Annotated in this window: 18 protein-coding genes; 9 read left to right on the top strand and 9 right to left on the bottom strand. The window is 45.9% G+C overall.

Annotation, left to right across the window (positions count from 1 at the left end; all coding sequences use genetic code 11):
- Positions 1-9: 9 nt before the first annotated feature.
- The 7 genes from oadA (at position 10) to luxS (ending at position 9,705) form a co-directional block, all read left to right on the top strand.
- The gene (gene oadA / locus L4D74_RS00945) at positions 10-1,797 is read left to right on the top strand and encodes a sodium-extruding oxaloacetate decarboxylase subunit alpha (RefSeq protein ID WP_428750314.1); all 1,788 of its coding nucleotides are present in this window, start codon (positions 10-12) and stop codon (positions 1,795-1,797) included.
- 9 nt (positions 1,798-1,806) lie between these two features.
- Positions 1,807-2,937 carry a sodium ion-translocating decarboxylase subunit beta gene (locus L4D74_RS00950; protein ID WP_250615855.1) on the top strand — a complete coding sequence of 377 codons (1,131 nt, stop codon included), beginning with the start codon at positions 1,807-1,809 and terminating at the stop codon, positions 2,935-2,937.
- 183 nt (positions 2,938-3,120) lie between these two features.
- Positions 3,121-4,071 (top strand): NADP-dependent oxidoreductase, encoded by a 951-nt coding sequence (locus L4D74_RS00955; protein ID WP_428750315.1) that lies wholly within the window; start codon positions 3,121-3,123, stop codon positions 4,069-4,071.
- Positions 4,065-4,520 (top strand): YqaA family protein, encoded by a 456-nt coding sequence (locus tag L4D74_RS00960; protein WP_265676308.1) that lies wholly within the window; start codon positions 4,065-4,067, stop codon positions 4,518-4,520. The genes L4D74_RS00955 and L4D74_RS00960 overlap by 7 nt, the downstream gene beginning before the upstream one ends.
- Before the next feature lie 9 nt (positions 4,521-4,529).
- On the top strand, positions 4,530-7,385 hold the full coding sequence (locus L4D74_RS00965) for a M16 family metallopeptidase (RefSeq protein ID WP_428750316.1): 2,856 nt from the start codon (positions 4,530-4,532) through the stop codon (positions 7,383-7,385).
- Between the two features lie 87 nt (positions 7,386-7,472).
- Positions 7,473-9,050: a glutamate--cysteine ligase gene (gene gshA, locus L4D74_RS00970; protein ID WP_428750317.1), complete on the top strand. Its 1,578-nt coding sequence runs from the start codon at positions 7,473-7,475 to the stop codon at positions 9,048-9,050.
- Between the two features lie 136 nt (positions 9,051-9,186).
- Positions 9,187-9,705 carry an S-ribosylhomocysteine lyase gene (gene luxS / locus L4D74_RS00975; RefSeq protein WP_428750318.1) on the top strand — a complete coding sequence of 173 codons (519 nt, stop codon included), beginning with the start codon at positions 9,187-9,189 and terminating at the stop codon, positions 9,703-9,705.
- A 105-nt stretch (positions 9,706-9,810) separates the two neighbouring features.
- Here luxS and ruvX read toward each other — a convergent pair whose 3' ends face one another.
- The 8 genes from ruvX to metK all read right to left on the bottom strand — a co-directional run bounded on the left by ruvX (position 9,811) and on the right by metK (position 16,373).
- A complete protein-coding gene (gene ruvX, locus L4D74_RS00980; RefSeq protein WP_428750319.1) occupies positions 9,811-10,236 on the bottom strand; it encodes a Holliday junction resolvase RuvX in 426 nt (141 codons plus the stop codon).
- 2 nt (positions 10,237-10,238) lie between these two features.
- Positions 10,239-10,808 carry a YqgE/AlgH family protein gene (locus L4D74_RS00985; RefSeq protein ID WP_428750320.1) on the bottom strand — a complete coding sequence of 190 codons (570 nt, stop codon included), beginning with the start codon at positions 10,806-10,808 and terminating at the stop codon, positions 10,239-10,241.
- A gap of 100 nt (positions 10,809-10,908) precedes the next feature.
- On the bottom strand, positions 10,909-11,856 hold the full coding sequence (gshB, locus tag L4D74_RS00990) for a glutathione synthase (RefSeq protein ID WP_250615845.1): 948 nt from the start codon (positions 11,854-11,856) through the stop codon (positions 10,909-10,911).
- 13 nt (positions 11,857-11,869) lie between these two features.
- Positions 11,870-12,601, bottom strand: coding sequence for a 16S rRNA (uracil(1498)-N(3))-methyltransferase (gene rsmE / locus L4D74_RS00995; RefSeq protein WP_428750321.1), 732 nt, complete (start codon positions 12,599-12,601; stop codon positions 11,870-11,872).
- Between the two features lie 98 nt (positions 12,602-12,699).
- Positions 12,700-13,398, bottom strand: a complete 699-nt coding sequence (locus L4D74_RS01000) for an endonuclease (RefSeq protein WP_428750322.1) — start codon at positions 13,396-13,398, stop codon at positions 12,700-12,702.
- Positions 13,399-13,503: 105 nt separating this feature from the next.
- Positions 13,504-14,010, bottom strand: coding sequence for a SprT family zinc-dependent metalloprotease (locus L4D74_RS01005; protein WP_428750323.1), 507 nt, complete (start codon positions 14,008-14,010; stop codon positions 13,504-13,506).
- Positions 14,011-14,074: 64 nt separating this feature from the next.
- Positions 14,075-14,869, bottom strand: a complete 795-nt coding sequence (locus L4D74_RS01010; protein ID WP_428750324.1) for a DUF2189 domain-containing protein — start codon at positions 14,867-14,869, stop codon at positions 14,075-14,077.
- A gap of 349 nt (positions 14,870-15,218) precedes the next feature.
- Positions 15,219-16,373 carry a methionine adenosyltransferase gene (metK, locus tag L4D74_RS01015; protein ID WP_265676298.1) on the bottom strand — a complete coding sequence of 385 codons (1,155 nt, stop codon included), beginning with the start codon at positions 16,371-16,373 and terminating at the stop codon, positions 15,219-15,221.
- A gap of 327 nt (positions 16,374-16,700) precedes the next feature.
- On the opposite strand from metK, the gene tkt reads away from it, so the two are divergent.
- Positions 16,701-18,695: a transketolase gene (tkt, locus tag L4D74_RS01020; RefSeq protein ID WP_428750325.1), complete on the top strand. Its 1,995-nt coding sequence runs from the start codon at positions 16,701-16,703 to the stop codon at positions 18,693-18,695.
- 52 nt (positions 18,696-18,747) lie between these two features.
- Here tkt and L4D74_RS01025 read toward each other — a convergent pair whose 3' ends face one another.
- A complete protein-coding gene (locus L4D74_RS01025) occupies positions 18,748-18,978 on the bottom strand; it encodes a hypothetical protein (RefSeq protein WP_428750326.1) in 231 nt (76 codons plus the stop codon).
- A 282-nt stretch (positions 18,979-19,260) separates the two neighbouring features.
- On the opposite strand from L4D74_RS01025, the gene epd reads away from it, so the two are divergent.
- On the top strand, positions 19,261-20,286 hold the full coding sequence (gene epd / locus L4D74_RS01030) for an erythrose-4-phosphate dehydrogenase (protein ID WP_428750327.1): 1,026 nt from the start codon (positions 19,261-19,263) through the stop codon (positions 20,284-20,286).
- Positions 20,287-20,307: the final 21 nt, after the last annotated feature.

Raw genomic sequence — 20,307 nt, forward strand, 5'->3', positions numbered from 1 at the left:
TTAATGAGCATGTCTAAACCACTAGCTATCACGGACGTGGTACTTCGTGACGCCCATCAGTCACTGTTTGCTACCCGTATGCGAATTGAAGATATGTTACCTATTGCCGCCGAGCTGGATAAAGTCGGCTACTGGTCGTTGGAAACATGGGGCGGTGCCACTTTTGATTCATGTATTCGTTTCTTGGGTGAAGATCCTTGGGAGCGCTTACGTGAACTAAAGAAGGCAATGCCAAATACGCCGATGCAAATGCTTCTGCGTGGTCAGAATTTATTGGGTTACCGCCATTATGCTGATGACGTAGTGGAAAAGTTTGTTGAACGTGCTCATGCAAATGGCATGGATGTTTTCCGTATCTTTGATGCGATGAACGATGTTCGCAACTTTGAAAAAGCAGTGAAGGCAACCGTTGACGTGGGTGCCCATGCACAAGGAACATTGTCTTACACCACAAGCCCAGTACACAACACGAATACTTGGGTTGATCTAGCGAAACGCCTTGAAGATCTTGGGTGTCACTCTCTTTGTATAAAAGACATGGCAGGTCTTTTAAAACCTTATGAAGCAGAAGATCTTATTGCTAGAATTAAAGAGTCTTGTGATGTGCCACTCGCGTTGCATTGCCATGCTACAACGGGTTTATCTGCTGCAACGGCAGTAAAAGCGGTTGAGGCCGGCATTGATATCTTAGATACCGCTATTTCATCAATGAGTCAGACTTATGGTCACACACCAACTGAAACCGTGGTGGCGATGTTACAAGGGACTGAGCGTGATACTAACCTCAAACTAGAACAAATTGAGCCTATCGCAGCTTACTTTAGAGAAGTTCGTAAAAAATACGCAAAATGGGAAGGACAACTGAAAGGTGTCGATTCGCGTATTTTGATTGCTCAGGTTCCGGGTGGCATGTTGACTAACATGGAAGGTCAACTTAAAGAGCAGGGCGCCGCTGATCGTCTTGATGAAGTACTTGAAGAGATCCCTCGCGTACGCGAAGACTTAGGGCATATTCCATTGGTCACGCCAACATCGCAAATTGTCGGTACTCAAGCGGTCATTAATGTGCTGACTGGTGAGCGTTATAAGAGTATCACTAAAGAGACTGCTGGTGTCCTCAAAGGTGAGTACGGAACTGCGCCAGCACCAGTGAACGCCGAGCTACAAGCGAAAGTACTCGATGGTGCAGAGCCTATTACTTGTCGTCCTGCGGATCGATTGGAAGCGGAAATGCATACATTAACCGATGAGCTGCTCGTTAAGGCGAAATCCGAGGGGATTTCCTTAGCAGAGGATACGGTTGATGATGTACTGACGTATGCTTTGTTCCCACAAGTAGGGTTAAAGTTCTTAAAAAATCGTCACAACCCCGATGCATTTGAACCAGCGCCGACGTTAGAAACAGCGAAACCAGTTGCTCAAGCAACGTCTCCGGCACCGAGCAGTGGTGGGATTGAGTCTTATAGCGTGAAGGTTGATGGACAAGTTTATGATGTTGAAGTCGGTCCTAAAGGTGAACTCACATCAGTAACGCCTTCTGCTGCTGCCGCTCCGGTACAATCTGCCCCAGTTGCAGCTACGAACGTAGAAGCGGTAGGTGCACCGTTGGCAGGTAATATCTTTAAGGTTAACGTCGCGTCCGGCGCTCAGGTGGAAGAGGGCGACGTACTACTGATTTTAGAAGCCATGAAAATGGAAACAGAGGTCCGAGCAGCACAAAGTGGTGTGGTGCACGATATACATGTCAAAGAGGGCGATGCGGTTACCGTTGGCGCACCTCTCGTTAGTTTGGCGTAAGGGAGTACCATGGACGGATTGATGACCTTATGGTCAGAAACAGGGATCGCTAACTTTGAGTTTGGCCAGATCTGTATGATGTTAGTCGGTGGTTTATTGCTGTTTTTAGCGATAAAGAAGGGCTTTGAACCACTGTTACTATTGCCGATCGGCTTTGGCGCAGTACTCGCTAACATCCCTAATGCTGGATTTACCGATCCTGGCGGTTTATTGTACTACGTGTATTACATCGGTATTGAAACTGGCGTTTTTCCATTGCTAATCTTTATGGGCGTTGGCGCTATGACCGATTTCGGGGCATTAATTGCCAACCCGAAAACGTTATGGCTAGGCGCTGCGGCTCAGTTTGGTATTTTTGCAACGCTATTTGGCGCAATTTTACTTAACTACGTGCCTGGTATGGAGTTTTCTATGCCAGATGCGGCGTCGATTGCCATTATTGGTGGTGCCGACGGGCCGACGGCTATTTTCTTAGCCAGCCGTTTGTCCCCAGATTTATTGGGAGCCATCGCGGTTGCTGCGTATAGTTACATGGCATTGGTACCGATAATTCAGCCGCCTATCATGAAAGCACTGACGACTCCGGAAGAGCGCAAGATAAAAATGGCTCAGCTGCGTCATGTTAGTAAAGGTGAGAAGATCCTCTTTCCTCTAGCTGTCTTGTTGATGACTATCTTGTTCTTACCTTCAGCAACGCCATTGGTCGGAATGTTTTGTCTTGGTAACTTGATGCGTGAGGCTGGTGTCGTTGATCGTCTATCCAAAACCGCGCAAAACGAACTTATCAATATCGTAACTATCTTTTTAGGGTTAGGTGTTGGTTCAAAGTTACAGGCGGATCAGTTCTTAAACTTTGAAACCTTAGGCATTTTAGCCTTAGGGGCCGTGGCATTTAGTATTGGTACTGCCGGAGGCGTGCTTATGGCTAAGCTTCTTAATAAGTACTCTAAAGAGGACATTAACCCACTCATTGGCGCAGCAGGAGTTTCTGCGGTACCGATGGCAGCGCGAGTTGTGAATAAAGTTGGTTTAGAGGCCAACCCACAAAACTTCTTGTTGATGCATGCGATGGGACCAAATGTTGCTGGTGTATTAGGCTCAGCCGTTGCGGCAGGCATACTACTGGCGCTGGTTGGCTAATCAGGTTGCTAGATAGTAAAAGGGGGGAGCTAAGCTTCCCCTTTTTGTTGCCTGTCGTATTTCAGATACGATATCTGGCGCTTATTTTGTTACATAGCGGCAGTGAATGGTTGATTTAATGACCTAGTAGTCTGGGTACTAAATGGCTAATATGTTGTCACTGCACGAAAAAAGGATAGTGACATGCAATGCAAACAAATTGTAATCCCTGAATTTGGCGCTCCAGAGGTGCTCCAAACGCGTGAAATTGACATGCCAACACCCCGCAAGGGGGAAGTGCTAGTCAGAGTCGCTTTTTCTAGCATTAATCCAATTGATGTCAAAACACGGGCGGGTCTTGGTTGGGCAGCCAGTGAGAATAAAGATAACTTGCCTTGGGTGCCTGGATATGACATTTCGGGGAAAATCGAGCAGTGCGGCGACAATGTATCCCGTTTCTCTGTTGGTGATGAAGTGGCAGGCTTTATTGGGTTTCCAGTTCGAGGTGGGGGGTATAGCCAATACGTTTGCGTCCCAGAGAGCGAGCTATCCTCAGTCCCTAGCACAGTGACCTTAGAAGCGGCGGCGGCATTGCCTTTAGCTGGTCAAACTGCCGCTCAAGCGATTAATAAAGCGCAAGTTAAAGAAGGCGAGCGTGTACTTATTTTAGCAGGAGCGGGTGGGGTGGGGCATATTGCGGTGCAAATTGCGATTGCGACAAAAGCGGAAGTGTATACCACATGCAGTGAAGCTAATTTGGACTATCTGGCGACGCTTGGTGCACACGCGATTAACTATCAATTTGCACCTGCCTCGGAACGGTTATCTGATATCGATGTCCTGATTGACCTTGTTGGTGGAGAGGTTGCACTTGATGCATTGAAGTGTTTAAAAGACCATGCACGAGTGATCACCATTCCTACAGTAACGGCTGAACTCGTCTGTGAGAAAGCGACGCTGCTAGGTTTTAGTGCCAGCGGCATGTTGGTGTCTCCAGACCCTAAACAGATGGAGACATTGCTATATATGGTCGGAGTTGGTTTACTGAAAACAGAAATACAGCACATTTTCCCATGGCATGATGTTATTAGCGCTCATAAGCAAGTTGAAACCAGCCGCACGCGTGGGAAAGTCTTATTGGATATGCAATGTTAGAGTCGTTTTCTCAATATCTAGCGCAGTCTTGGTTTGCCGACTCTGCGTTAGCGGTCTTATTTATCTCCGGTTTTTTAAGTGCGACGTTGCTACCCGGTGGGTCGGAAGCAGGATTAGTTGCAACGTTAAGTCTGGGTCAGTACAGTACTTTGACCGTTATTTTGGTAGCGACAATTGGTAACACTCTCGGTGGGTTGACGAATTACTGGATCGGTCTTTGGTTACCAAATCGAACTCAAAACGAAAAGCATGGTCATAAAGCCATAGCTTGGATACAAAAATATGGTTACTGGACACTGTTGTTCAGTTGGCTACCTGTCATTGGTGATCCCCTGTGTTTAGCCGCAGGGTGGTTAAGAATGAAATTTCTTCCTTGTGTTGTACTTATCGCAATTGGTAAGGCGCTTCGCTACGCTGCATTGGCAGCGATCTTCTTTGGTCTCTTCTAAGGAGCATATATGAAAAAGATCTGGCTCGGCATGATGTCGTTAGTCTTTATTTACGGTTGTAGCAGCGAGACTACAACATCGACGACAGTTAACTTGCCTGATGGTGTGCGTCTGATTGAAGAAGCAAAGCCGGATCCGAGTAAAACGATGATCCCCTATTCGAAGTACCAGTTAGATAATGGCTTAACGGTCATCCTTGCCCCTGATAATTCCGATCCGTTAGTGCATGTCGATGTCACTTATCATGTAGGTTCTGCGCGCGAAGAAGTGGGAAAATCGGGCTTTGCACACTTTTTTGAGCATATGATGTTTCAAGGCTCGGAACACGTTGGTGACCAGCAACATTTTAAAATTATCACCGAAGCTGGTGGTACGCTTAATGGCACCACGACACGTGATCGCACCAACTACTTTGAAACTGTCCCTGCGAATCAGTTAGAAAAAATTCTTTGGCTTGAAGCCGATCGTATGGGCTTTTTACTTGGCGCAGTTTCTCAGCACAAATTTGAGATCCAGCGAGATACAGTAAAAAATGAACGAGCGCAAAACTATGACAATCGCCCTTACGGCTTAGTTTGGGAAAAAATGGGCGAAGCCATGTATCCAGAAGGGCATCCATATTCGTGGCAGCCAATTGGTTATGTAGAGGATTTAGATCGTGTGGATGTGAATGATCTAAAAGCTTTCTTTTTACGCTGGTATGGTCCGAATAATGCGGTATTAACTATTGGTGGCGACATCGATACCGAGCAGACCTTACAGTGGATTAGTAAGTACTATGGTTCTATTCCAAAAGGTCCAAGTGTCGATAAGGCGCCGAAACAGCCAGCTATTGTCCCAAATGATCGTTACGTCACATTAGAAGACCGAATTCGTCAACCTATGGTTGTCATAGGCTGGCCGACCGATAGCTATAGAGGGGCTGACAATCAAGCCACACTCGAAGCAATGGCTGATGCTATTGGTGGCGGGACGAATGGATTACTGTATCAAAAGTTGATTAAGACTCAGAAAGCGCTCGATGCAGGTGCTTTTACCGAATGTAATGAGTTGTCATGCAATTTCTTTGTGTATGCAATGGGCGCTTCAACAGATAAAGATGGCTTAAAGGCACTTTATCAAGAATTGTTGAGCACGCTGGATGAGTTTGAAAAAGAAGGCATTAGTCAGGCTCGTTTAGAACAGATCACGGGATTGTCTGAATCAGGCTCAGTCTTTGCGTTGCAAAGTGTTAAAGGCAAAGTCACGCAGCTTGCGTCTAACCAAACCTTCTTTAATCAACCAGACAGGTTAGAGCAGCAGCTTACTCAGATCCGTGCAGTCACACCTGAAGATGTTAAAGCGGCTTACAATCAATTCATCAACAACAAACCGAAAGTGACATTAAGTGTGGTACCTGTGGGGCAGTCGGATACGGCGGTGCAACAGGCGAACTTTGAGACCCCTAAACGCACGCTACCTGCTTATGTCAAAGTGACCGAAGATCAGTTAACGTTCCGCCGTCCGGTTGATGATTTTGATCGCAGCGCGATGCCAGAAGTGGCGCAGGCAGTAAAAGCAACCATGCCAGAGCTTTACCAAGTACACTTTGATAACGGTAGTGAGCTACTTGGTACCGTGAGCTCAGAAACACCAACCGTAGAAATACATTTTCAGTTACCAGCGGGAGAGCGTTACGTCGAGAGAGGCAAAGAAGGCCTTGCTGGTATGACAGCCTCCATGATGGAAGAGGGCACAACAACATTAAGTGTCGAAGAACTGCAAGCAAAGCTTGACCAGCTTGGTAGCCAAATTAGCATCAGCGCAGGCTCGTACTCGACACGAGTCACCGTCTCTTCTCTAGAGAAAAATCTGACTCAAACATTAGCGCTAGTTCAAGACGTGTTGTTTAACCCAGCGATGAAGCAGAGTGACTTTGACCGCCTGAAAGCACAGATGTTAGAAGGTTTGGTATATCAGCATCAGAAACCAAGTTGGATGGCATCGCAAGCAACACGTGATGTACTGTTTGGTGATACGGTCTTTGGGCGTTCTTCTGACGGATCAGAGTCGTCGATTGCCTCCATTACACTCGATGAAGTTAAAGCCTTCTATCGTTCGCACTACACGCCGCAAAGTGCGCAAATTGTGGTGGTTGGTGATGTAAGCCGTAAACAGATAGAGCAAAATCTTGGCTTTTGGAAAAACTGGCAGGGTGCAGCTGCCCCTCTGTTGGCTCCAGAAGCGGTGAAGCCGTTAGCGGGTCAACACATTTACTTGGTGGATAAACCCGCCGCGCCACAAAGCATTGTGCGTTTGGTTCGCCAAGGGATGCGCTTTGATGCAACGGGAGAGTTGTATTTGAGCCGCTTAGCGAACTTTAACTTGGCGGGCAATTTTAATAGCAGGATTAATCAGAATTTGCGTGAAGATAAAGGCTACACCTATGGTGCGAGTGGGTACTTTGCCAGTAACCGCGAAGTGGGCGCGATCGTTTTTAGTGCACAGGTACGTGCAGATTCAACCATTGCTTCCATTGAAGAGTTGCTTAAAGAGCTAAAAAATTACAGTGACAATGGCATGACAGAAGATGAACTGAATTTCATGCGATTAGCGGTTGGTCAGCAAGATGCGTTGACGTACGAAACTCCGAGCCAAAAAGCCAGCTTACTATCGAGTATTTTGACCTATAGTTTAGACAGAGATTACCTCAAGCAGCGTAACGAGATTGTTGAAACCGTTGAAAAATCGGAGTTGGATGCCCTAGCGGAAAAATGGTTTGACCCGAGTCAGTATCAGATTATTGTCGTGGGTGATGCCAAGGCATTAAAACCACAATTAGAGAAACTGAATATTCCAATTGAAATGCTTGAAATCTCTCAATAGAGTGACCATATAGGGGGGATAGGAGTGGCATTGATAATGTTTCACCTAGCCCTCAATTGGAACAACAACATATAAGCGAATCGCATTTTGACTAATTTTGCTACGCGACTGGAGCAGGTTGCTAAAGATCAGACTGTCTTTAAAGAGTTTGGTCGCGGTGTAGAAAGAGAGACGTTACGTTATACCGAAGATGGCCAATTGGCTATGACGCCTCACCCTACCTCGCTAGGTTCTGCGCTGACGAATGAATATATTACAACGGACTTTTCTGAATCATTACTCGAGTTTATTACGCCAGTCTCCCACGACGTGGATACTCTCGTTAATCAATTGTCAGATATTCATCACTTCACTCAAGCGAAGTTAGACAACGAAAAGCTATGGCCGCTTTCGATGCCTTGCTACGTCGGCAAAGAAGATGATATTGCCCTTGCTCAGTACGGCAGTTCGAATGCAGGGCGAATGAAAACCTTGTACCGACAAGGTTTAAAGCACCGTTATGGCAGTTTGATGCAGGTTATCTCAGGTGTACACTTTAACTTTTCGTTCCCAGAGTCTTTTTGGGATGCGCTATATGGCGAACAAGATGAGACAACTCGTCAAGCATCTAAATCGGAAGGGTATTTTGGCTTAATTCGCAACTACTACCGTTTTGGGTGGTTAATTCCTTATTTCTTTGGCGCTTCGCCAGCCTTATGTAGTTCGTTTGTACAAGGAAAAGAGAGTGCGTTGCCATTTGAGAAAATTGGCGGGACGCTTTATCTCCCTGAAGCGACGTCATTACGTCTGAGTGATTTGGGCTATACCAACAATGCGCAAAGCTCGCTAAAAATCGGTTTTAACAGCCTAAATCAATATTTAGAAGGGTTGAATGAAGCGATTCATACCCCATCGGGTGACTTTGCCAAAATTGGTGTCAAAGTTGACGGAGAGTACCGTCAATTAAATGATTACGTCTTGCAGATAGAAAATGAGCTATATGCACCGATTCGACCAAAGCGAGTTGCGAAAAATGGTGAAAAGCCATCAGAAGCACTATCAAGAGCCGGCGTGGAATACATTGAAGTTCGCTCTTTGGATGTCAATCCGTTTAGTCCTATTGGTATCACTAAGGAGCAGATCCGTTTCCTTGACCTATTTATTACATGGTGTGCGCTGAAAGACTCAGAGCCGATGGATGATTGTGAACTGGAATGTTGGCGTCAGAACTGGAACAAAGTCATTCTAGAAGGGCGTAAGAAAGGCTTGGAACTTAAAATTGGCTGTGAAGGTGAAAAACTCTCTAGCCAGCTTTGGGTTAAGCGCGTCTTTGAAGATCTTCGCAGTATAGCTATTGTCATGGATGAAGCGCACGGCAGTGATGATTATGTCGCGGTGTGCAACTTGTTAGAACAATGGAATGATGATCCTCAGCAAACTATTTCCGGTCAGTTATTGGCGATGACGAAAGAATTAGGTGGTTTAGGAAAAGTGGGCTGTGAACTGGGTAAAAAATACCGAAATAGCAACACAGAACAACGTTATCGCACTTATAGTGAGGCGATGATGGAAGAAGAAGTAACTCGCTCATTTGCGGCGCAAAAAGACATTGAAGCAGCAGATACGCAAGGCTTTGATGAGTTTTTGGCCGATTACTTTGCTCACCTTCAAACAAAAATTGACTAGTACGGCACTAAGTCAATTTGTACGTAAGCCGAGCCTGATAATACTCGGCTTGCACCGTGTGTGCTGTGCTTTTACAATCATCACACACTAATGAATTCAGTGCTTCACCTCTTGAAGCCTTAACGGAGAAATAACGATGCCTTTATTGGATAGCTTTACCGTCGATCACACTAAAATGCACGCTCCTGCTGTGCGCGTAGCAAAAACGATGCAAACCCCAAAGGGGGATACGATCACTGTGTTCGATCTTCGCTTTACTGTTCCTAATAAAGACATCTTGTCTGAAACAGGGATTCATACACTTGAGCATTTGTACGCGGGCTTTATGCGCGCGCATCTAAATGGTGACCAAGTTGAAATTATCGACATTTCTCCAATGGGATGCCGTACTGGTTTTTACATGAGTTTGATTGGCACGCCTTCTGAGTCCGATGTTGCACAAGCATGGTTAGACTCAATGCAAGACGTACTAAAAGTAGAAAGCCAAAATAAGATCCCTGAGTTGAATGAGTACCAATGTGGTACGGCCGCGATGCACTCTCTAGAAGAGGCTAAATCGATTGCTACGACGATCATTGCAGCAGGTATTCAAGTAAATAAAAACGATGAATTGGCATTGCCTGACTCGATGCTTCAAGAGCTAAAAGTGGACTAATTGGTCGATGAAAGTAAAAAAGGATGGCTTTAGCCATCCTTTTTTGTATCTATTGTTTGTCTTGCTTTAAAGTGAACGAGGATATGTCAGCGATTTGACGCGAGCCTAGCCCCATTGCGCCTCAAACCAGCTTTCTAGAATTACGACTGCCGATTGACAATCGACATTGCCTTTCGATAGAGCTTTATAACCGCCCATACTAAACAGATCAGCTCTCGCTTCTGTTGTTGATAAGCGCTCATCTTGAAGCTCTACAGGCAGACCAAAGCGACCGTGTAGTCGGTTAGCAAATTTTTTCGCTCTTGGGGTAATGCTCTCGAGATCTTTGCCATGAAGATCGGTCGGTAATCCAACAACGATTAAATCGGGTTGCCACTCTTTAATCGTTTTCTCAATGTCATCCCAGTTGGGAATTCCATCTTTGGCTTTAAATGCCTTTAAAGGATTCGCGGTCCCTGTAACTTCTTGCCCTATGGCACTTCCGATACTTTTGGTACCAAAATCAAAGGCGAGTATGGTTCTTGTTGTCATGACTATGCGTGCCCAACTTGAGTGGAGAGGTGTGCAATATCAATACCGAGCATTTGGACCGCGCTGTGCCAGCGATCTTTGACGGGCGTATCAAAGATCACGCTGGTGTCCGCTTCAATCGTTAGCCAAGAGTTATCCGCCAATTCCGTTTCTAATTGACCCGCCTCCCACCCAGCGTAGCCTAAGGCAACCAAATAGTTTTCTGGTTGAGCGTCAGTGCCGAGTACCGCGAGGATATCTTTCGATGTGGTAACGGAAATTTTTTCGGTAATTTGAATGCTGGATTGATATTTATCTTTAGGTTTATGCAGGATAAAGCCTCGGTCTTCAGAGACTGGGCCCCCATTTAAAACCGGTTCATCTAGGCTTTTACTATGTTGTGTTTGGGAGGCGATGGGCAGCTCATTTTGTACTTGCAAAAGCATGTTGGCCACGGTGACATCAATCGGGGTATTGATGATAATCCCCATCGCACCATCGTCATTGTGCTCACACACATAGATAACCGTGCGTTGAAAATAAGGGTCTTTCATCCCGGGCATTGCTACAAGAAAATGATTGGCTAAGTTCATTTTCGCCTCCTAACGTGACATGGTTTGGGACCAGTGGTGCTCACCATTAGTAATAACCGCCGGTTTATACTAGGGCATTCACCACAGGTATAAACCCCAGTTATTTACCTAATCGGCGTTCAATGGCATCCATCAGTTTACCGGTAATAGAAACATCAAATGCCGCTTCAATCTCGCGAATACAGGTTGGGCTCGTCACATTGATTTCTGTCAGCTTATCGCCAATGACATCAAGACCTACAAATATTAACCCTTTCTCCTTCAAAGTGGGAGCAACCGCTAGGGCAATTTGTTTATCTGTCTCACTTAGTGGACGAGCTTCGCCAGTTCCACCTGCTGCAAGGTTGCCACGTGTCTCCCCTTTTGCCGGGATGCGAGCAAGACAATATGGCATTGGCTCACCGTCAACCACAAGAATACGTTTATCACCGTTGCTGATATCTGGAACAAAAGTCTGCGCCATTGCGTAGTTTTGCCCGTGATTGGTGAGTGTTTCAATAATCACAGACACGTTTGGATCATCTTGCTTGACGCGGAAAATGGAAGCGCCGCCCATACCGTCTAACGGCTTTAGGATTACATCACCATGAGTATCACGGAAAGCTTTAATTTTTTCCGCTTTACGGGTCACGATAGTGGTTGGGGTGAGTTCTGGGAACCACGCCGTAAAGAGCTTTTCATTACAGTCGCGCAAGCTTTGCGGCTTGTTAACGATTAATGTGCCTTTCTCTTCTGCTCGTTCAAGAATATAGGTCGCATAGATAAACTCAGTATCAAAAGGAGGATCTTTACGCATTAGCACCGCGTCAAGATCGGCAAGTTCAATAGTCTGCTCTGAGGTAAACTCATACCAGCTTGCCGGATCTTCTTTAAGTGTTACGGTTTTTGTATCCGCAACCGCAACGCCTTGGTCAAGGTGCAGGTCTTGCATTTCCATATAATGGATTTCATAGCCACGACGCTGCGCTTCGAGCATCATGGCAAAGCTAGAGTCTTTCTTGATATTAATGGACGAGATAGGGTCCATTACGATTCCGAGTTTAATCATGCGTATTCTCCAGTTAGCCTAAATCGCCAAAGCGTACTTGAAGGGCAGTGATCGCTGTTAGGGCAGCGGTTTCTGTTCTCAGTACGCGGGGGCCAAGCAGGGTTTCTTCAAATTGGTATTGTTCCGTCATCTCGATCTCTTGAGGTGACAAGCCACCTTCAGGGCCTATCAACAGTCTGACCTTGTTAATTGGTTCAGGTAGTGTGTTAATCGAGTATTTTGCTCTAGGGTGTAAATTGAGTTTTAGCGCTTCAGAGGGCTCTGCACACCATTGTTCTAATGACATGATTGGGCGTATGGTTGGCACCGTATTGCGGCCGCACTGCTCACAGGCGCTAATGGCGATCTTTTGCCATTGCTGCATCTTTTTTTCAAAGCGCTTGGGATCCAGTTTTACACCGCAACGCTCTGAAATAAGCGGAGTGATGGTATTGACGCCTAATTCAACGGACTTTTGAATGGTAAATTCCATTTTGTCGCCGCGAGAGACCACTTGCCCTAAATGCAGATCGAGCGGAGACTCAATGCTGTTAGCAACTTTGTTGGTTAAGGCGACGGTGACCGATTTTTTTGTGACTTCATCTATGGTAGCAGGGAATTCATGCCCACTGCCATCAAAGAGTAATACGTCTTGGCCTTCTTTCATTCGTAATACACGGCCAATGTGATTGGACGCATCCTCACTCAGTGCGAGTCGACCCAAGTCTACGATGGTTTCAGGGTGATAAATACGAGGTATGCGCATAGTAGCTTCCAACGAACAAAAAGGTATTGAGGTATAACATGGATGCAAGCCCCAGAAATTACAAGGGCTTGCTGGCTAAAATAGTCAACGAGTCGGCGCTATGAGCGATCACGACAGGCTGCAACAACAAAAGGGTTATTGTTGCCTTGTCGAGAGGCAATACGTTTGTCGCGTTCACACTCCCATGCATCAGCGGGATAAGAGCGATTCCACGCATTCATAAGCTGTGTTTGTTGCTTTGACAACGTAAAGCCATACTCTTGGCTCATATAAAGATAGGTGCGAGCAATCGACCCTTTCGCGCGATCTGGTGGCATCACTTTACGTTGTTTGAAATTGACCTGCATTTCGCATCGACCGTAGCTCACACCATCAACGCCATTCCACTGACTAAAATTGTAATTGGAGCGATCGCCATTCACTTCGCCAATAGCTGGCGTCAGGTTATGAAGATCCGCTTCCATTAACCGGAATGTTTTGTCATTTTTGGTGCAATTCTTTCGACCGCCCTCCTGCCAACATTGACGCTGGTGGCCAAATTGCCACGCTGGGACAACATGTTCCCATTCAATACGACTGGCGCGTTTTAGCTGCTTACGAACTTGATAGCCACAAGAGGCAAGATCAGGCGTGCCTTTTTTTCCTTGCCACTGAATATCGCAACCGCAGTAAAAGCTGATAGGGTGATCGGCGTAGATTTTAACCGCTTGCCTTTTGGCTGAGCTAAAGCTACTCGGTGGTGCTGATTGCACGGTTAAGGGCAGAAAAAGTAGGCCTAATACAAGGGCTGAAGTCACGCGAATGGTCATTTATAAGTCTGATAAAAGTGCTAGGTAACCTAGTGTAGATCGCACTTTAGCCTATGACTACTACCTTATTTGATATTAGCGACTTAGTGGATACTAGCTAAGCTGCTTACCCGAGAATTGAAGAGCACCGCGACATTTTTGACATAAGTAGCGTGCTTGTTGCCGTTGTACTTTGTTGTGTCGGCGAATCGTCAACGGGTAGGTTGAGCACTGGCATTGATATTCAAATGTTTTGCCCTGTACTGATGTGACATCCATGGCATGTGTGGTTTTAGGCGAAACATTAAATACGTGGTGCATTATGGATTGCCAGTGAGCGCCGTGAGCAGGAACGCGACCATAGAACTTAAAGGCGAGCAAGTGGGCGATCTCGTGTGGGATCACCTCTTCTATAAAAGTGTCGCTGTTTTCTGTAAAGAGGATCGGGTTAAGTCTAATTTCCCATGACTGCAGATAGGCCTTGCCCGCCGCTTTACCTCTCAACTTAAAACTGAGTGTCGGTATAGGCAGAGCCTGTTGGAAATGCTGCTCGGCAATGGCCATACACTCAGCCAAACGCTTTGATGCTCGATAGTGTAAGTCAGTTGTCAATGGAGCCATTGTTAAACCTAATAACGCCCTATAGAAGGGCGTTATTGTAGGTTAGCGAGTGAGTAAAGCAAGACTACGTATGGTGTCTTTTCTTAATGACTTCATGATAGGCATGCCAAGTACCGTAACCTAATATTGGCATGGTGACGATCATTCCGAGCCCAAAGGTGGCAAAGCCAATCAGTATTCCACCGCAAATAATGAATGCCCAGACAATCATGGCTGGGATATTCGATTTGACCGCATTAAAACTGGTGAAAACCGCCGTCATTACATCAACTCGACGTTCCATCATGAGAGGGATAGAAAAAGCCGATAAGCTAAATATGATGCTAGCGATGACAAAGCCAATCACAGAGCCAGTAATGAGAAATGGAGCGAATTCTGTCAGTGGCGCGCCTTGGACGGATGGGTAAAGCGCATGTAACAGCGCGGCTATTCTCATCCAAAATATCATGGCAACCGCGAGCAACACGGCGAACGCCCACTGTGAGGTGGAGTTGCGACCAATGGCTTTCATGGAATGAAATAAGCTGGCCTTATGACCTTTCTCTCTTTCCCAAGCGGCGTCATAAAGCCCTAATGCAAGGAAAGGGCCAATGAGCATATACACCACAAGGCTTGGCATGATGACTAAATGGGTACCTTGCCACTGTACTAGCTGAACAATCGCGACGGCTGCTGCGGTAAAACACAGCCCATAAAATGCGCTGATAACCGGCATTCTGATTAGGTCATGCAGGCCCAGTGCGAGCCAGTGAAAGGGTGCAGAAATGCTGACTTGGTTACAAGGTATGGTTTTAGCGTAATCCTGATCTTTGACTTCGTGTTTTTTTTGGAAGTCTTCTGTCTGAGCGGTTCGAGGCATATGTCCTCCCTGATTTGACAATCTGGCCTTCGTCTCTGATTTAAGGGACATGAACGAGCCGTATGATCATGTGATCACGGTATTGGCGCAGCGTGTTCCCAAAATGGAGTTAAGGATGCGTGTTGATGAGTTAGCGTAATTCTCATTCTGCATCGTTACTCTTAACGTTAACTATTGACCTAGTCGGGAAAAAACACAATTTTTGTAGGGTAGAAAAGATGGGCTATAACGCAGCTTTGTAACACTTTTATAACAAAGTGATTGAAATGATTACTAATAGTAAAAAAAAAGCCCTCAAATATTTTTGAGGGCTTTTTGTTTGAATTATCGCTATGCGTGATAGAGAGCGTTATTTAATACCAGCAAAGTCACGTAGGATTGCCGCTTTATCAGTCGCTTCCCATGGGAATTCTTCACGACCAAAGTGACCATAAGCCGCCGTCTGCTTGTAGATAGGTTGAAGCAGGTTCAACATTTCTTGTAGGCCGTACGGACGCAGGTCGAAGTTTTGACGAACTGCTTCAATGATGATGTCGTGTGCGACTTTCTCGGTACCAAATGTTTCAACCATGATCGACGTAGGATCAGCAACACCGATAGCGTACGACAATTGAATTTCACAACGATCTGCCATGCCAGCAGCAACGATGTTTTTCGCTACATAACGTGCCGCGTATGCTGCACTACGGTCAACTTTTGATGGATCTTTACCAGAGAACGCACCGCCACCGTGGCGAGCTGCGCCGCCGTAGGTATCAACGATGATCTTACGACCCGTTAGACCACAATCGCCCATAGGACCGCCGATAACGAAACGACCCGTTGGGTTGATGAAGAAGTTAGTGTCTTTGTTGATCCACTCAGCCGGAAGCACTGGCTTGATGATCTCTTCCATTACGGCTTCACGAAGATCTGGTGTTGTGACGGAATCGCAGTGCTGAGTTGAAAGTACAACCGCATCGATACCAACGATCTTACCTTGGTCGTATTGGAAGGTAACTTGAGATTTCGCATCTGGACGAAGGAAATCAAGTTTGCCGCTCTTACGAACTTCAGCTTGTTTTTTCACAAGTAAATGAGAGTAAGTAATCGGAGCAGGCATTAGGATTGGCGTTTCGTTAGTCGCGTAACCAAACATGATACCTTGGTCACCCGCGCCTTGCTCTTTTGGATCGGCTTTATCAACACCTTGGTTGATGTCTGGAGATTGCTTACCAATGGTGTTTAGTACTGCACAAGAGTCGGCATCAAAGCCCATATCAGAGTGAACGTAGCCAATTTCGCGAACCGTTTCACGAGTGATTTCTTCGATGTCTACCCACGCTGAGGTCGTGACTTCACCACCAACCATTACCATGCCTGTTTTTACATACGTTTCACAAGCAACACGCGCTTTCGGGTCTTGTTCTAGAATCGCGTCAAGTACAGCATCAGAAATTTGGTCAGCAATTTTATCAGGATGTCCTTCTGAAACAGATTCAGAAGTGAACAGGTGCTTAGCCATGAGAGCTCCAATTACAGTTAAATAAGGCCAGCAATATTGTGCTCGCCTATAAAAAATACAATGATATTTTGTAGGTGTATCTACATCTAGACGTCTATTCTAGTCATCGATGTTTGAGAATCAAGCGATTTTTACTTTTATGTTATAGCCAAACGTTTGCGCATTTTGGAGGTATCACAGTGGAACGGGGTAAAAAAACCCAGTAAAAATGCTCAAAATGGCGGTAAAACGTTTGCAGAGGTTGGGGGGCTTTGCGACAATGCTTGCCGCTGACTTTATTCAGCAAGGAATCAACTTGAAATTCGCTTAATGCACTCAGGAGCAGACATGTCGTCTCGTAAAGAATTAGCTAATGCAATCCGTGCCCTTAGCATGGATGGTGTTCAACAAGCCAACTCTGGTCACCCAGGCGCCCCTATGGGTATGGCTGATATCGCCGAAGTACTTTGGCGCTCTCACCTAAATCACAACCCTCAAAACCCTGAATGGGCTGATCGTGATCGTTTTATTTTGTCAAACGGCCACGGTTCTATGTTGATTTATTCTCTGCTTCACTTAAGCGGTTACGAGTTATCAATCGATGATCTGAAAAACTTCCGTCAGTTACACTCTAAAACCCCTGGTCACCCAGAGTATGGTTACGCACCGGGTGTAGAGACGACAACGGGCCCGCTAGGTCAAGGCATCACCAACGCGGTTGGTATGGCGATGGCAGAAAAATCGTTGGCGGCGCAGTTCAACAAAGAAGGTCACGATATCGTAGACCACTTTACTTATGCCTTCATGGGTGATGGCTGTCTGATGGAAGGTATTTCACACGAAGCATGCTCACTAGCGGGTACGCTAGGTCTTGGTAAGCTGATTGCTTTCTGGGATGACAACGGCATCTCGATTGATGGCGAAGTAGAAGGTTGGTTCTCTGACGATACGCCTAAGCGTTTTGAAGCTTACGGTTGGCATGTTATCCCTGCCGTTGATGGCCACGACTCTGATGCCATTAATGCAGCGATTGAAGCGGCGAAGGCCGATCCTCGTCCTACGTTAATCTGTACTAAAACCGTTATCGGTTTTGGTTCTCCAAACAAAGCCGGTACGCACGACTGCCACGGTGCACCACTAGGTGCCGATGAAATCGCAGCAACTAAAGCCGCGCTGGGTTGGGAGCACGGTCCTTTTGAAATTCCAGCTGATATCGCAGCGCAATGGAATGCACAAGAAGCGGGTGCGGCCAAAGAAGCAGCGTGGAATGCTAAGTTTGACGCTTACGCAGCGGCTTACCCAGAACTTGCGGCTGAGTTTACTCGTCGTACAAACGGTGAGTTGCCAGCGGAGTGGGAAGAAAAAGCATCAGCAATCATTGCTGATCTTCAAGCTAACCCAGCAAACATCGCATCGCGTAAAGCGTCTCAAAATGCACTAGAAGCATTTGGTCAAATGCTTCCTGAGTTCATGGGCGGCTCGGCTGACCTTGCGCCTTCTAACCTAACCATGTGGTCTGGTTCTAAGTCGCTAACGGCAGAAGACTTCTCTGGCAACTACATCCACTACGGTGTACGTGAATTCGGCATGACGGCTATCATGAACGGCATCGCTCTACACGGTGGTTTCGTACCATACGGCGCGACATTCCTAATGTTCATGGAATACGCTCGTAACGCAATGCGCATGGCTGCTTTGATGAAAGTTCAAAACATCCAAGTGTACACGCATGACTCTATTGGTCTTGGTGAAGATGGTCCGACTCACCAACCGGTTGAGCAAATTGCTTCTCTACGTTTAACTCCAAACATGAGCACATGGCGCCCATGTGACCAAGTTGAATCTGCTGTTGCTTGGAAACTGGCGATTGAGCGTAAAGATGGCCCAACATCGCTTATCTTCTCTCGTCAGAACCTTGCGCAGCAAGATCGTGACGCTGAGCAGGTAGCAAACATCGCCAAGGGTGGTTACATCCTGAAAGATTGTGCAGGCAAACCGGAATTAATTCTAATTGCTACTGGCTCTGAAGTTGAGCTAGCGGTTGAAGCGGCTGCGCAATTGACTGCTGAAGGTAAAGCGGTACGTGTGGTTTCAATGCCAGCAACTGACGCGTTTGATAAGCAAGATGTGCAGTACCGTGAATCTGTACTTCCATCTGACGTGACAGCTCGTATTGCAGTTGAAGCCGGTATTGCTGATTTCTGGTACAAGTATGTTGGCTTTGGTGGCAAGATCATCGGTATGACAACATTTGGTGAGTCTGCACCTGCAGGTGAGCTATTCAAAATGTTTGGCTTTACAACGGAAAACGTTGTGAATACTGCAAAAGAGCTTTTAGCGTAAGCTTGTTGTTTCTTGAAATGAAAAACCGAGCTAAGGCTCGGTTTTTTTATGTCTATTCAAATTCATTACCCTTGTTATCCAACTTACGTTGTCCACAAGTTTGGCATGCTATATAGCGATCCATATCGTAGTAATGCCCGCCGTTAATAAAGCTATGCAGCAATAGCTTAAACCGTCCCAGGAAAGTAGGCTGTTGGTCATAGCTGCTAGGTTTTCTTATCAAGACCTCTTTATGAATAGTTTCTTTATTGCATGACTGGCAATGATGTTTGCCTGTAAACATGAGCACACCTCCTGTGCAGTGAAAACGAGGTCGTTCAAATGGCACGAAGAAAATGCGTCATATCGATAGTAGCAGCTCTCACTTGGTTGTCTGAGGGGCATTTATTGGAGTGCTTCGCAACGATTTATGTTTTTTCCCGTGATTATTGCAAAAAGCATGAATGTGAACGCTATGTCATGAAGCTAATGTTGTGAAACCAAGTTGCGTAAACGATGTCGCGTAATCGATGTCGATCGGTTAATATGCACACCCTCTATAACGTGAATTTAAGGATGTCATGCGATGCTAAAGGTAGCAATTAACGGCTTTGGTCGCATTGGACGAAATGTCCTTCGAGCAATCTATGAAAGCGGCAAGAATGATAAAATAAAAATCGTCGCAGTGAATGAACTCGCTCAACCAGAAGCAATGGCTCATTTGCTTCAATATGACACCAGTCATGGTCGATTCGCTAAGACGATTTCTCATGATCAAGAGCATTTGTATGTTAATCATTCCAACGGCGAATTTGACAGCATTAGAATTCTTCACCTCGCGGATATTAATTTATTGCCGTGGCGTAATTTAGATGTCGATATTGTTTTAGATTGTACGGGTGTTTTTGGTAGTCGAGCCGATGGCTTAGAGCATATTGCTGCGGGTGCGAAAAAGGTACTATTTTCACACCCTGGCGATCATGATATCGATAACACCATCATCTATGGTGTGAATCACGACTCCCTTAAAAAGGAGCACACCATCGTATCTAGCGGTTCATGTACGACGAATTGTATTGTGCCTATTATACAAGTGCTTGATGAGGCCTTTGGTATCGACTCGGGTACTATTACGACAATCCACTCTTCCATGAACGATCAGCAAGTGATCGATGCTTATCACCCGGACTTACGTCGTACCCGAGCTGCGAGTCAATCCATCATTCCTGTCGATACCAAACTTCATAAAGGTATTGAGAGAATATTTCCGAAATTTTCTAACAAATTTGAAGCAATTTCTGTACGAGTACCAACAGTTAATGTCACCGCTATGGATTTAAGTGTAACTATAAATACAAATGTGAAAGTTAATGACGTAAATCAAGTCATTATTAACGCATCTCGGTGTACATTAGACGGCATTGTTGACTATACTGAAGCGCCGCTAGTCTCAATCGACTTTAATCATGATCCACACAGCGCAATTGTTGATGGTACGCAAACGCGAGTCAGCGATGGACGTTTAGTCAAAATGCTAGTGTGGTGTGACAATGAGTGGGGCTTCGCCAACCGGATGCTTGATACGGCTTTAGCTATGCAAGCGTCCCAATAGTTTAAGATGCTACTTGAGCAA

It is taken from the genome of Vibrio cionasavignyae, assembly GCF_050337155.1.
In the GTDB taxonomy this organism is placed as follows: domain Bacteria; phylum Pseudomonadota; class Gammaproteobacteria; order Enterobacterales; family Vibrionaceae; genus Vibrio; species Vibrio nomapromontoriensis.